Annotated in this window: 11 protein-coding genes; 5 read left to right on the top strand and 6 right to left on the bottom strand. The window is 42.8% G+C overall.

Features of this window, described 5'->3' with window-relative positions; all coding sequences use genetic code 11:
* Positions 1–128 precede the first annotated feature (128 nt).
* On the top strand, positions 129–1,631 hold the full coding sequence (locus L8S15_RS00500; RefSeq protein WP_010441426.1) for an HD domain-containing phosphohydrolase: 1,503 nt from the start codon (positions 129–131) through the stop codon (positions 1,629–1,631).
* A gap of 202 nt (positions 1,632–1,833) precedes the next feature.
* Complete coding sequence (locus L8S15_RS00505) at positions 1,834–3,024, top strand: amino acid aminotransferase (RefSeq protein WP_010441428.1); 1,191 nt, start codon at positions 1,834–1,836, stop codon at positions 3,022–3,024.
* A 135-nt stretch (positions 3,025–3,159) separates the two neighbouring features.
* Here the strand turns inward: L8S15_RS00505 and L8S15_RS00510 are convergent, their stop codons facing one another.
* The gene (locus L8S15_RS00510; protein WP_016767243.1) at positions 3,160–3,801 is read right to left on the bottom strand and encodes an outer membrane beta-barrel protein; all 642 of its coding nucleotides are present in this window, start codon (positions 3,799–3,801) and stop codon (positions 3,160–3,162) included.
* Positions 3,802–3,951: 150 nt separating this feature from the next.
* On the opposite strand from L8S15_RS00510, the gene L8S15_RS00515 reads away from it, so the two are divergent.
* On the top strand, positions 3,952–5,841 hold the full coding sequence (locus tag L8S15_RS00515; protein WP_010441436.1) for a DUF294 nucleotidyltransferase-like domain-containing protein: 1,890 nt from the start codon (positions 3,952–3,954) through the stop codon (positions 5,839–5,841).
* 5 nt (positions 5,842–5,846) lie between these two features.
* Positions 5,847–6,563 (top strand): 3'-5' exonuclease, encoded by a 717-nt coding sequence (locus tag L8S15_RS00520; protein WP_010441437.1) that lies wholly within the window; start codon positions 5,847–5,849, stop codon positions 6,561–6,563.
* A 94-nt stretch (positions 6,564–6,657) separates the two neighbouring features.
* On the opposite strand, the gene L8S15_RS00525 is transcribed toward L8S15_RS00520, so the two are convergent.
* From L8S15_RS00525 to L8S15_RS00535, 3 genes are all read right to left on the bottom strand, one after another.
* Positions 6,658–8,673, bottom strand: coding sequence for a diguanylate cyclase (locus tag L8S15_RS00525; protein ID WP_010441438.1), 2,016 nt, complete (start codon positions 8,671–8,673; stop codon positions 6,658–6,660).
* A 20-nt stretch (positions 8,674–8,693) separates the two neighbouring features.
* A complete protein-coding gene (locus L8S15_RS00530) occupies positions 8,694–9,842 on the bottom strand; it encodes an extracellular solute-binding protein (RefSeq protein WP_016767240.1) in 1,149 nt (382 codons plus the stop codon).
* Between the two features lie 229 nt (positions 9,843–10,071).
* The gene (locus tag L8S15_RS00535; RefSeq protein WP_010441442.1) at positions 10,072–10,767 is read right to left on the bottom strand and encodes an MOSC domain-containing protein; all 696 of its coding nucleotides are present in this window, start codon (positions 10,765–10,767) and stop codon (positions 10,072–10,074) included.
* A 208-nt stretch (positions 10,768–10,975) separates the two neighbouring features.
* On the opposite strand from L8S15_RS00535, the gene L8S15_RS00540 reads away from it, so the two are divergent.
* Positions 10,976–11,791, top strand: coding sequence for a helix-turn-helix transcriptional regulator (locus L8S15_RS00540; protein WP_065100301.1), 816 nt, complete (start codon positions 10,976–10,978; stop codon positions 11,789–11,791).
* A gap of 189 nt (positions 11,792–11,980) precedes the next feature.
* Here the strand turns inward: L8S15_RS00540 and serC are convergent, their stop codons facing one another.
* Together serC and L8S15_RS00550 are read right to left on the bottom strand one after the other, a co-directional pair.
* A complete protein-coding gene (serC, locus tag L8S15_RS00545; protein ID WP_280571893.1) occupies positions 11,981–13,075 on the bottom strand; it encodes a 3-phosphoserine/phosphohydroxythreonine transaminase in 1,095 nt (364 codons plus the stop codon).
* A 163-nt stretch (positions 13,076–13,238) separates the two neighbouring features.
* Entirely contained in the window at positions 13,239–14,501 is a 1,263-nt protein-coding gene (locus L8S15_RS00550) for a DUF945 family protein (RefSeq protein WP_280571894.1), read from the bottom strand.
* Positions 14,502–14,525 lie beyond the last annotated feature (24 nt).

Consider the following 14,525-nt stretch of genomic DNA (forward strand, 5'->3'; position numbering starts at 1 on the left):
CAAGTCATTCAAGTTATTTATATTTCAATACAGGCAATGCGTATTTCACAGCAAGTATGCGTGCTTAAAACTCGTGAATCTAATAAGCATTATGTAGATCAGAAACGAAAACGAATAAAGGCTTATCGATGGATACATCAAACTATAATCAGTCGCTAACAACTCAACTGTACGTTATCGCTGGCGTACTTTTTGGCACCTATTGCAGTCGAGTATGCCCTATGCTCGACACCTTAACGACCCTAGAAATATTCACTCAAGTGAGCATCGTTTTTGCCTTGGTTTGGCTTGTGCGCCATTTCCTGTTTGCACACCACACTTTGGTTAAACAAGGTCGGTTTGCACAACTCGATTCCCTGTTGTTTTTTGTAGCAAGCGTCCCTTTCGCTCTTTATTACAACTTGAGTTACGACTTCACTATCGATAGTAATTTAAAAGTGGTCTTCGGAATGACGTTGTTCGGCTTTTTTACGGGAAGCATTCTGCAACTGAAAGCCAAATTGAATCAGATAGACAAGATGGAAAAATCTGGGCAATTTGACTTCCAACTAGTAGGAGAGCGAAGTTCATTAGTGAATCAGATGATCGGTTTAGTCATCGTACTTCTAATCACACTGACCACTATGCTGACGATGGTGGCTGTTAAAGATATTTTTTGGCTGGAGAACAACCCTGAACGCTTGTTGGATGGCACCGGCAAAGTCAGCGTGATTAAAGAGTTCATCTATTTAGCGCTAGTACTTGGTGGATACGCGATAACCATAATGACACTTTGGAACAAGTTGATTAAACGTATTCTCCTTAGCCAAGAGTGCGCCTTGAATAAAGTTACCCAAGGTGAACCAGGCATTCGTCTACCGATTTTCGGCTACAACGAGCTAGGTTCTATGGCATCCATGACTAACATCATGCTAGATAGCCTTGAAACCGCGCAGAACGAAGTAAAAACCACACGTGATGTTGCGATTGTTAGCTTGTCGGCGCTTGCAGAGTCTCGAGATAATGAAACGGGTGCTCACATTCTGAGAACTCAAGAGTACGTAAAGGTACTGGCACAAGAGCTTAGCAGGTCGGAAACACACGCTAATTTGTTAACTCCGAATTATATCGAATTACTTTATAAATCAGCTCCCCTACATGACGTCGGCAAGGTAGGTATTCCTGACAAGGTTTTACTAAAACCCGGTAAATTAACCGATGAAGAATTTGAAATAATGAAAGGTCACCCTGCAATTGGTGCTGAAGCCCTGTCTATTGCAGAAAAGCAGTTGGGAAGCTGCTCATTCTTAAAAGTCGCGAAAGAGATATCACTGACGCATCATGAGAAATGGAATGGCAGCGGCTATCCAAATCAGTTGTCCGGTGAAGAAATCCCGTTATCTGGCCGATTAATGGCATTAGCAGATGTTTATGATGCGCTCATATCGAAGCGCGTGTACAAGCCAGCCTTTACTCACGAGCAAGCTAAACAGATTATCTTGGAGGGCAATGGGACGCATTTTGATCCGCAAGTTGTTCAAGCATTTCTTACTGTTGAACAGCGGTTTGTCGAGATTGCAGCGACCTATAAAGATGGCAAAAACATCCCAAGTGAACTTGAACGCGAGAGCTTCATTGCTCAACCAGCATAATCTATTCAAAAATCACTAACTTCTTACACCCTATAGGTTAACCCGTAGGGTGTTTTGTTATCAAATACCCTCTTTAGTCAATAAATCTGATTGAAATGGATTTTTTTTGGTCTTTCTGTTCACTTCGTATTGTCTTAAAAATTCCATACAGGTATAACTACCAGTAGATACTATCCCCTCTCAATTGACATGGATGAAGATTATGTTTGAAAAAGTGTTAGCTGCTCCCGCCGACCCTATCCTCGGCCTTACTGAAGAGTTTAAAAAAGACTCTCGCGCAGAGAAAATCAACCTTGGTGTTGGCATCTACAAAAATGAAGATGGTCAAACGCCTGTACTTAAAACAGTAAAGAAAGCAGAAGCTGCACTTCTTGAAAACGAAAAAACCAAATCTTACCTAACAATTGAAGGCACGGCTGAATACGGTCTAGCCGTTCAGAAACTTCTTTTCGGTTCAGATGCAGAAATCGTAACGTCTCAGCGTGCTAAAACAGCACAAGCTCCAGGTGGTACGGGTGCACTTCGCGTAGCAGGTGAATTCATCAAGCGCCAACTGGGCGACGTGAAAATCTGGATCAGTAACCCAACTTGGGCTAACCACAACGGCGTTTTCGCTGCTGCAGGTATCGAAACCGCTCAATACAGCTACTACAACGCTGAAACAAAAGACAAAGATTTCGCAGGCATGGTTGCTGACCTAGAGAAAGCTTCTGCTGGCGATATCGTTCTTCTTCACGGCTGCTGTCATAACCCAACAGGTATCGACCCAACAACTGAAGAGTGGGAAGTACTGGCTAAACTAGTTGCAGAGAAGAAACTGCTTCCTCTATTCGATTTTGCTTACCAAGGTTTTGCAAAAGGCGTTGAAGAAGATGCGGCTGGCTTACGTATTTTTGCTCAATACAACAAGGAGATCCTTGTTGCTAGCTCATTCTCTAAGAACTTCGGCTTGTACAACGAACGCGTAGGTGCATTCACTCTTGTTGCTGAATCTGCAGACGTAGCAACGACAGCGTTCTCTCAAGTTAAGAGCATCATTCGCTCTATCTACTCTAACCCACCAGCGCACGGTAGTGCTGTAGTAACTCACATCCTTGGTGATGCTGATCTACGTGCTGAATGGGAAGCGGAAGTAGCAGAAATGCGTGATCGTATCCAAGAGATGCGTGAACTGTTCGTAACAACACTGAAATCTGAAGGTGTTGATGCAGACTTCACATTCATCGAACGCCAAAACGGCATGTTCTCGTTCTCTGGCCTAAGCAAAGAGCAAGTAACTCGCCTGAAAGACGAATTCGCTATCTACATTGTTGGCTCTGGCCGTATTAGTGTTGCTGGTATGACTAAGTCAAACATGGGTCCTCTGTGTAAAGGTATCGCTGCGGTTCTTTAATCGTAAAGCATAAACCTGTACTTGAAGACGTATAGATATCAAAAAGCCAGCAGTTACGCTGGCTTTTTTACGTCTGAGTTTTGATGTATGAATCACTTACTTTGTGTATCAAACACTTAGTCTTCATATCGTTGACTAATACTCTAGAACAAACTCCACTCCAAGCTCATTGGTGCGTTCACTGCGAATCTTACCTTCACCGTCTCGGTGTTGATAAGAGCCACCAATCGCAAACTTATTGGTCACTAGATAACGTAAACCCACGTGGTAAATTTCTTCATCAAACAGGTCACTGCGATTCACTTGCACACTGCCGTTTGCAATCCAACGTTTCGCAAATCCATAGTTAAGTTCGGCTTTTATCCCTTGGATGAACTCAGTGTCCGAAGATTCAGTTCGGTTGGTATCATTATCTTCAACCTTACCCTTAGTAATACCAAGCAGGTAGTAAGCCACCACATCTAAATCTTTTTTAATACTATATCGATAACCAACACCCGGCATAAGCGTATCAATTCGAGTTGTCGTTTCATCCGGGTGAATGAAACGTGCACTGTAGTCACCTAGCAACAACCAGTCGTCAGTCATGGCGTAACTCACACCCAACCCATATGACGAAGCATTGTTATTACTGCCGGCATCTTCATTTAAACTGCCCGAATGCGCGGTGGCGTATATATGGTCATAATCAAGAATATCCACACTATGAGTTTCTGCCCACAAATTTGGAGAAAACATAAAAACTGCAGATACCAAACTAAGCTTCCACTTCGACATTCCTATTATCCTTAAGCAATCACTCCATTAACTGAAAGATTAGTCTATCCATAAGACTTTAAAAAGGTTTTAGCTCACAGATTGATTTGTCACGGCAAATTATTATCAAATGTTGTACCATGAAATCATACAAACTAATGGATGATCATTATGGATGCTGAGTTATTAGAGATTCAGAACTTTCTGGCACAATACCCACCTTTCACAGAACTCCCTGAGGAGGCCTTGATGAAAGTGACCAGTAGCGTAGAAATTTCTTATTACCGCCAAGATACACCTATCATTCACTTTGGTGACCAAATTCATGATCTCTATATCGTTCGAAGCGGTGAAGTAGAAGTTTATCGTCGTAAAGGCGAACTCTATAACCGCCTTGATGAAGGGCACTTGTTCGGCCAAATGGGCTTGCTGACCAACAACAAGGTTCGTTTTCCAGTGAAAGCGACCGAAGATACCCTACTCTATTGCATTCCTGAGCCAATCTTCCAAGAACTCTATGACAACTATGACTCTTTTGCCGACTTCGTTGAAGTCGAAGACAACGCCCGCCTTCGTCAAGCTAATTCAGACAGCAACGACGCTAATGATTTAACGACCTCTAAGGTGAAAACACTGCTCACCAGTGAAGCACCGATGATCGAAAAAACGCGCACGATTCAGCAAGCTGCCACCATGATGGCCGAAGACAACGTCTCTTCACTGCTCATTATTGACCCAGATATTGTTGAAGACGATGAAGACGACTCAACGCCTGTTATCGGCATTATCACGGACCGAGACTTGTGTACACGCGTTCTCGCAGAAGGCCTCGACCCATCCGATGAAGTATCAAGCGTAATGACAGCCGAGGTTATCTCGCTAGACCATAACGCCTATGTATACGAAGCAATGATGACTATGCTTCGCTACAACGTGCATCACCTACCAGTACTAAAAGACAAGAAGCCAATCGGTATAATCGAAGCAACTGATATCGTGCGTTACGAATCTCAAAACTCCCTATTATTGGTAAGCAGTATCTTCCAACAGCAGAGTATTGAAGATCTCAAAGTGCTCTCAGAACAAGTAAAAGACAGCTTTGTTCGTCTAGTCAACGAAGACGCCAACGCACATATGGTTGGTACCGCTATGTCAGTAATTGGCCGTAGCTTTAAACAACGTATTATCGAGTTAGGTGAAGAGAAACTGGGTAAAGCGCCCATTCCTTATTGTTTCCTTGCACTCGGCTCTATGGGCCGTGACGAACAGCTGCTAGTCACAGACCAAGATAATGCCATCATTCTTGACGATACGTACGACGAGAAAAAGCATGGTAAATACTTTGAAGAGCTTTCCACTTTTATCTGTGACGGTTTAGATCAATGTGGTTACGTTTACTGTACTGGCGACATCATGGCGACAAATCCTACTTGGCGCATGACACGTCGCCAATGGGAAGAGTGCTTTGCCGATTGGATTGATGATCCGAACCCGAAAGCACTACTAAATGCTTCCATCTTCTTTGATTTAGATGGCGTGTATGGCCGCTTAAAATGGGCTGAGCAATTGAACAGCTTCATCGTAAGACGTGCACGTAAGAATAATCGCTTCTTAGCGTGTCTTGCTCGTAACGCGCTCAACCGCACACCGCCTCTGGGTTTCTTCAAAGATTTCGTAATGGAGAAAGATGGCCGTCACAACAACTCGATCAACCTTAAACGTCGTGGCACCGCGCCACTCGCAGACTTAATTCGTGTTCACTCTTTAGCGGTGGCTTCTCGTTCAAAGAACTCATTTGAACGTTTGGATGACATTATCGACGCCGGTATTTTGCCAAAAGGTAGAGCACAAGACTTGAAAGACGCCATGGAGTTTATCTCTCTAGTTCGTATTCGTCATCAAGCACACGATGTTGACAATAACATCGAGCCTGATAACAACATTGAACCCGAAAACCTTTCAGATTTTGAACGTCGTAACTTGAAGGACGCATTCCAAATTCTTAGCAACGCGCAAAACTTCCTTAAGTTCCGTTATCAAGCTAGCAATAAGTTTAAGTAGGGACTATGAGTAAATTATTTAGAACTCCTGCGGTGGACTGGCCTTTTAAGTTTGCGCAAAAGCTAGAGCGTTCAAAAGATGAGCGTTTGCAGAAATTTTATAGTGAGCCACTTCCGGCTCCAGATACACCACTTTCTGAAGTGACCTTTTTAGCAGTGGACTTTGAAACCACAGGCTTAAACCCTGTTAAAGATGGCATCATTACCATTGGGTTAGTCCCGTTTACGCTCAATCGTATTTATCTACGACAGGCAAGACACTGGACACTTAGGCCTAAACAAAAACTAGAAGAAGAATCAGTCGTCATCCATGGCATTACTCACAATGACATTATTGATGCTCCAGATTTAAATGAAGTGCTTGAAGATATTTTGGGGGCAATGGCAGGCCACATTCCAGTTGTTCATTACCGTCGAATTGAGCGTGATTTCTTGGACAACGCGTTAAAAGTAAGGCTAGGCGAAGGCATTGAGTTTCCAGTATTAGATACACTAGAAATAGAATCTCAAATTCAGCATAAATTGGCCGGTGGCTTGTGGAATAAACTCAAAGGCAAGAAGCCGGCATCAGTAAGACTTGGGCAAAGTCGTCGTCGATACCACTTACCGGACTACACGCCACACCACGCACTAGTGGATGCCATTGCAACCGCAGAGCTACTCCAAGCGCAGATTGCTCATCACTACAGCGATGACATGCCTTTAAAGGATTTCTGGCTGTAGTGGCTGCTACATGGCGAATCGGTGGCAGAAGAGCAATATAGAGTTAGATATATGAAAAAAGAGGTGCATCATGCTCCTCTTTCTCTATTCATTGTTATTTGTCTGTCGAAAGCAAAGACTGATAATAATGGCGTTTCTGTTTATACATATCCTCATCGGCGACAGCGAACAGATTATCGAGATCGGTAGATTCGCTGCACGAAGACCCGATAGAAAATCGAACCGGAATAGAGATACCAGCTTTAGCTTCAATAACTTGTCCTTCTTGGTCCGCATACAGACACTGCACCAATGAACCTGCACTTTGAAGATCTTGACCGTGACCGCTTAAAGTGAGGATCCCAAACTCGTCTCCTCCTAAACGGTACAAATTACTCATACTATCCAGTCGCTTACGAATAACTTCCACACTACACTGTATCAACTGATCTCCGACCTCATGCCCGTAGACGTCATTCGTATTTTTCAATCCGTTGATATCAATAATAAATAAAGACAGTGTATCTCGGTTGTTGACGACACACCGCTTACTAAACTCAAAATCTTCGTTAAACGCTTTTCGGTTATAGCAGCCTGTCTGCATGTTAACTCGAGTGATGTTTTCTAGCTCTATCCAACCGGCTAACTGTTTTTGGTACAAATCGAAAATTAATACGTCTTCTTCGCTCAGACGATCAAACTCTTTAGAAACAAAGTAGCCAATAGTGGCGCCTTTAGAATCCACCAATACTTTAGAATCCAAGAGCACTTTAGAACCCAACAGCGCTTTAGAATCCAATAGCGCTTTGCTGCTCTCGGGCTTATCACTAAAACTGAACTGCATACAACAGTTAGGCAATATCGATACAAGTTGTACATTAACCAGCTCTGGAATTAGGCGATATTCAACACTTTTTCTCATCGAAGCAAACTGAACAATCTTGAGAATTCGATGCTTATGTGATTCTTCACGGGCTAATGAATACGCTAGGCTGCTGGTTTTCTCTTCTACCGTTTTCTCTAACTGTATATTGAAATTTTCTAGCTTGTTATTACTCTCGGCGATCTGATAGTTAGCAGAAATTAACTGCTCATTTCGTACCGTTAATTCACTGAGTTGATGCTGTATTCGAGCCCACATTTTTCCTAATAAACTGCTGAGAGTGAAGAATTCCGTAAAACGATGCTCTTCTAGTTTATGATTAGGCAACTTATTACTCGAATATGACCCAACCGACTCTGTTAGCAAGTTCAACTGTTGTGAGAACAAACGACTTAAAAGCAGAGCACACACAATAGCAATGGCTAATGTTGCGAATAGAATTTTGACAAACACCGCCTCTGATTGCTGCATTTCTAACAATCGAGCACTGTCAGAAACATTATGTTTTATCGAGAGCCTTAAAGGTGCTGAAAACAAGTCGTTGCCTATTGAAACGAGCTTCGTTTCAGACGCAGTGTTCTCTGCATTAGTGCGTTCGACGCTAGTGCGTTCTAAACCAGAGTGAGGAACGTGATTAAACTCGACCGACTCATTCTCATATAGGAAGGGGGTGACTTTGGACTCCAACCGGTCGTAACCCATCAGTACAACCAAATAACCTTGCGGTGTATAACTAGAACCTTCAATAAGCCGATAAGGCAAAATGGGAGCAACAAACGCAATGCCTGCACTGGCATCATCCACTAACTCAGGTTCAGTAAATTCAGTGTGAAACAGCTTTCCTTGCTTATAGGTTAAAAGCGGCTGCTTCAAATCTTCGAGTAACTGACTTTTCTCAAAGTGATACAAACTGCCCTTGCTGTCATAAATAGGTTTCCAGTAACGATCCAGTATGTACGTGGCTGACACGCTATCAGCCAACGAATTAAAACTATCCATCTTGTCCCAGACTACGCTCGAGAAAAAGATATTCCCTCCCGCCTTAATCAAAGAGCGATCCTGCGAATACCATTGTGTAAGGCTTGCGATGAGATTAACTTTGTCAAATACCGTTTGCTCAATACCGATAGTCGAATTGGCCAACTTGATTTCTTTTTGCTCTAGAGAGCTTTGGCTTTGTTGATTCAATATAAGCTGTCCAGCGACATAAACAGGAAGCAATGAACAAGCAAGTAGTACTAACCCCATGGTGTACTTTAGAGAAAGTTTCAATTGCCGGACCTCATCGTCGCCGAGTAATAGAGCACGAATTCATCATAGAACTTATGCAACTCTCCCTTTGGCATACCTGACTTGAATCGCTCATATGCCCTTGCAGACGCTTCCCATACAATCGCCATTCGGTAATCACTCGACATCATTTGCGACGACTGAAACTCATCGTACATATTGGAAAAGGTGTGATTCCCCTCTTTTACTCGACGTTGATTCACTTCGTAAAATGGAGAGATCATTGCATTTGAGTGAGCTAAGTAGGTGAAGCGATTCGATTGTAAGTATTCAACCACCTCCTTCAATGCCTCTCTTTTCTCTGGATTTTCCATACCTTTTTTGGTGATAGCGAACACTTTCGCGCCACTAAAAGAGGACATAGATCTTCCTTGATACGTCGGCAATGAATTCACGTGTAAAGCCTCACCAAAAGCCGAATCAAGTTCACTAAACGCCCAATCTCCATCAATTAGAAACTCAACTTCACCATTAATGAATTGCTGCCTAGCGCATACTTCATCACAAGATCGTTCAATAGTATTTGTCTTTTCAAGCATCTCGATAAACTCAAAAACCGAGACCAAACCTTTGCCATTGACATTCTGCGCTGAAAGCAAATTTTTTGAAAATAGCTGATAAAATGCCAAATAGAAGTACATATTTGGATTAGGGAAAAGAAGGCTTACCTGCTTCGTATCTGCAGAACGTTGGATTAACGACTCCCAAGTAATGACTTGAGATTGTGGTTTATTTGAATACAACACTATCTGATTACCAATACCAACAGGCAGCGCTTTAAGCTCACCGTCGATAAGCACTGCATCAAGCGCTTTCTTCTCATAGCGTGAGGTATTAACCCAATTTTCAGGGAGGGTAGCAAGATCGATATATTCACTTAACCCTAGGAAATCGGAAGGCACCCAAATAGCATCTGGGAAGATATTATCCCTAGGATCTGCAACAAGAAGCTCTGAACGAATACTGTTGACGTTGAATGGGCGAATTTCAACGTAATGCTCGGTCATCGACTCAATATGTTCTTTGACATAGTCGGCGGTTTCATAGTTGATACCCGCCCATATTTCGAGTGTAGAGGCACAAGTAAACATCGGAAAAAACGCCGGCAAGATACTCAGTAGTCTCACACATCACTCCAATAGGTAAAAAAACATCAGGGTCAAACTTAATTATTCGAACACAAACCAACCTCATCATTACGCGATCACTTGCTAGTTGTTATTTTTTGGCGATACGTTATATAGCAAAAAACCATGAAGAAATAGGACAACGTGACAACATATCATACCCTTAAGTATTGCCTAGGCAAAAAAAAATACCGCAAAAGCGGCATTCATCTCATTTGGTGCTATTGAATTAGTTGACCAATGTTGGCCCAACTAATCGCATTTCCCAATCTTCAACCTCACCCGTTTCCAAACGTCGTTCAACAAGCTTTCCCCAGGATTCAACTAACGGCAAATCAGCTAATTGGCTTAACTCTCTTTTGTCGAGACAACCAGTGAAGACCGCTCCCATGATTCGAGCTAGAGACCAGTCAGGATAAGGTCTTTCGCACAAAATAATCTCGTCACCAGCTCCAATATTCCCGTGTTCCAATACTCGAAAGTACCAACCAGTACGAAGAGTATCTTGCAGTCTTCTTGCCATATCATTTTGCTCGAATCTTACGTTCAACTTCCAACAAGGCATACGTCCCTGTGAGACTTCCAACACTGTTGAACCAATGCGAATCTTATCTTTCAAACAAATTGACGCTTCAGTTATACCACTTGAGCTGAGGTTCTCGCCAAATGCGCCTGCAGCTTGGAAAATCGATTTGTCGCCTAGCTCGCGTTGCCAAGCTGGGTAGTGTTCACTTGGATAAATATGAAGGGCTTTTTGAATACCACCATGGAAACGAGGATCGCCTTGCTCGTCATTTGTAAAGCCAAGCTCTGTGGCATGTTGACGACTAGGCACAACTTGTTTGTTAATGGCACTTTTTGATCCGTGTGCAAAGTCCACAGTCTTGCCTGTTAATACACTATTCACTACGCCTAACTTTTTCATATCCCTTCCCTTTTAACCGTAACTTGTCTGCTGAACTTTATCGCTTGATCTATCGTTTGATTAACGTTGCCGCTTGCTTAAACATGCCGTTTTCTTTGGATATTCCAACTTGATATCGCATACATTTTCTTTCGCGGCTTCATTCACGTTTCCCAACATGATAGCCTAGTGAACCTGTGTCAGGGTAGGGATGTAAGGACAGTTAACAATGCTAACCCGCCAAATTGATTCTCAATCCGATGTCATGAGTTCAAATGAAATGATGGCTACCAGTTTCCATTCACCTGCATTGGTGAAGACCATCGACATGCCCAAAGGGTATATTGACAAAATGCATCAGCACACATGGCATCAAGTTATCTTTCCCATCAAAGGGCTGTTGCAAACCAAAACCGAACACTACCAACACCTTGTGCCACACACCTCAGCCTTGTTTGTTCCTGCCAGTATCCCACATGAATCTATCGCACTTAGTCATACGACGTTTGTCGGCATTTATATCAATCCTGATTTTGGCACGACCTATGATCCTCAAGTGCGAACCATTACGCTCACGCCGTTCTTAAATGAACTGTTACAAGAGCTCCGAAGGCAGTGTGAAGGACACAAAAGTGATGAGGAAGTATCACGTTTGCTCGCGGTTTTACATGACCAAATCATGAAAGGTAATGTACAGACCTTTCAACTATTATTACCCGAAGACAGACGCTTAAAACTAATATTTGAAGCGCTTACAGATATTCCAGCATTAGATTGGTCGCTCAGTGAATGGGGGAAGAAAGTAGGCGCATCAGAGCGCACGTTATCGCGGTTATTCTCAAAAGAATTCAATACGTCGTTTCAATTATGGCGACAGCAAATACGACTGATTTACTCGCTGTCTTTATTGGATGAAGAACTCTCAATTCAAAATATTGCCGACAAAGTGGGTTATCAGAACGACTCTTCATACATCAAAGCTTTCAAGGCCTATTTTGATGTTACCCCACAGCAGTTTCGTGTTAATGGTCAACGGAGAGTGTAAGTGCTAATGGTGAGATACGAGCAGTGATGGGGCTTAATAAAACAAGTGAAGTGTTACTTTCTACTTTGTAATAACTTGTCGTACAAGAGCCTAGTTAGAAGCTAAGAAGGCAGGCTTACCGCTTCAAAGAAATAAAAAAAGAGGAGCATCAAGCTCCTCTTTCGAATTGTGAATATTGAAGTTCGCTTACTAAGCGTATTTTTCTTCAAACTCTTTCATAAAGCTCACCAATGCTTGAACACCTTCTAGTGTCATTGCGTTGTATAACGAAGCTCTCATACCGCCAACAGCGCGGTGACCTTTAAGTGATTTAAGGCCTGCAGCGTCAGCTAGCTCAAGGAACTTGCTATCCAGTTCTGGTTTCGCCAATTGAAATGGCACATTCATTCTTGAGCGGTTTGCTGTGTGAACATCGTTTCTGTAGAAAGCAGAATCATCAATCGCGTTGTAAAGTAGCGCCGCTTTTTCTTGATTGACGCGCTCCATTGCTTCAACACCACCTTCAGCTTTCAGCCATTTAAATACAAGGCCCGATAAGTACCAAGCATACGTTGGTGGCGTGTTGAACATTGAGTCTTTTTCAGCAAGCACTTTGTAGTTAAGAATACTCGGTAGCACATCGTTTGCAAGATCGAGTAGATCATCACGAACGATAGCAATGCAGATACCCGCAGGACCAATATTCTTTTGAGCGCCGGCGTAGATAACACCGTACTGAGACACGTCGATCTTACGAGACAGAATGTTAGATGACATATCCGCAACGATTGGCTTATCCGTTTGAGGAAGCTCGCTAATTTCAATACCATCGATGGTTTCGTTCGGACAGAAGTGTACATACGCCGCTTCTGGGTCGATTTTCCAATCTTTAGCCGGAACAACAGCCGCTTTACCATCGATTGACGTCTTCGCGTTGAATACATCGATCTCGCAATATTTGCTCGCTTCAGTCACTGCGCTTTCTGCCCAGTAACCCGCATCGATGTAAGTCGCTTTGGTCGCATCACCTAAAAGGTTTAGAGGAACAGCAGCGAATTGAGCACGAGCGCCCCCCTGACAGAAAAGAACTTTGTAGTTGTCTGGGATGTTCAGAAGATCACGTAGGTCCTGTTCGGACTCGTCAGCAACTTGAATAAATTCCTTGCTGCGATGACTGATTTCCATCACGGAAGTCCCTAAACCATTCCAATCAATGAAGTCCGCTTGCGCTTGTTTCATTACCGGTTTAGGCAGTGCAGCTGGGCCAGCACTGAAGTTGAATACGTTATCTAATGTAAGTTCCATGGGGATGATTGCTCCTGCTAAATAATAACTATGCAAGTAATACCATGTTTTACCCAACATAAAAACAACAAAAGAGGTCTTAAGACCTCTTTTGTTTTGTACCGTATAAAATGTTTAAACTTAATCCGCTAAATCACCTTATCAGTATTAACCTTTGCTCTGTTTATTGAACAAAAATCGGCATAAGTAGAGCGATTAATGGAATTTCTTGTCCATTTTCGAACACTAGGTTTCCATTTTCTAAGTCAGCGCTGATTTCATAACCACTTTCTGTTTCCTTAATCATTTCCATCACAAGCAATTCATCGATACCTTCGCGGATGAATGGATACTCTTCAACAAGTTCATTTGAGAAGCTAGAGTGAACGTTACCCGTTAATGCCGGCATGATCATAGAAGGATTGCTGCTGATGTTTTCCGTCCCTTCCGGTACGCTCACCAACCACTTAGATTCAAACTGCCCTTTACCTAGATCTAGTGACATGTTGTTCATTGAAAGGTCGAAACCTTTAGCAAACAGGATATCAATAAATGGAATGATCTGTGCAACGTCTTCTTGCGTCATCACAGGATTAGATTGGTAAATCTCGAAGATTTTCTCAAACGATTCACTATCCAATTTCGACACTTCAAAATCGACGTTTAGGTTGTTCAACTGGCCTTCATTGGTCTCTATATTTGCGATATCCAGCTTAAGGTTGCTGCGCAGGCGCTTAGTTGCTTCATCTAGATGCGATTCAAAATCGTACTTGGAATTTTCAATGGTCATGAAAGGCTGCATTGCAGAATCTGAAACCAAGAAGCTATCGATAGTAAAATTCTGAGTACCTAACCAGTAACCTTTCGCTTGCTGCCCTGAACCCACACCTTTCAGGTTAGACAGCGTTACCTCTTCACCGGTTTCAAAATCAATTTGAACTGAAGGGATTGAAAGCTCGTAATCAACTTGCCCTAAAACAGTCGCATGGCCAGAAAGATTCGATTTAGTGATCGATACCGAAGTGCCATTCTCATCAGAACCTTGATGATTAAACTGGCTTAACTCGAAGTTAAAGTCAGTGTTGCCGTTTAGCTCAGTGCTAGTTGTCAGAGTTAGAGGCAAAATATCGGTATTATCAAACGTCGACAATGCATTTAGGCTCACCAAACCGTGGCTAACGGCACTATTGATGACAAATTCACTCGGCAGTCCATCAATCGCAAGTTGCTCTTTCAGGTTTTCATCCGTCACAGTTAGACGAGTGGTTACGTTGGAAGACAGGTAACCTCTATCGTATTCCACGATCTCAGCTTGAATGCTTGAATTGTTAAGCTTTGCAACGCCATCAGTAATCGCGTTTTGTCCAATTTGCCCAACCGCTAGTGGCCAACAAAGTGCCAATGAGATTGCTCCGCCGATTGCGCCAATTTTTCTTAACTGTTCCATGAGTTCTCTTTCTACACGTGTCTG

The organism is Vibrio sp. S/42/10 (assembly GCF_029890535.1).
GTDB classification, from domain to species: Bacteria; Pseudomonadota; Gammaproteobacteria; order Enterobacterales; family Vibrionaceae; genus Vibrio; species Vibrio cyclitrophicus.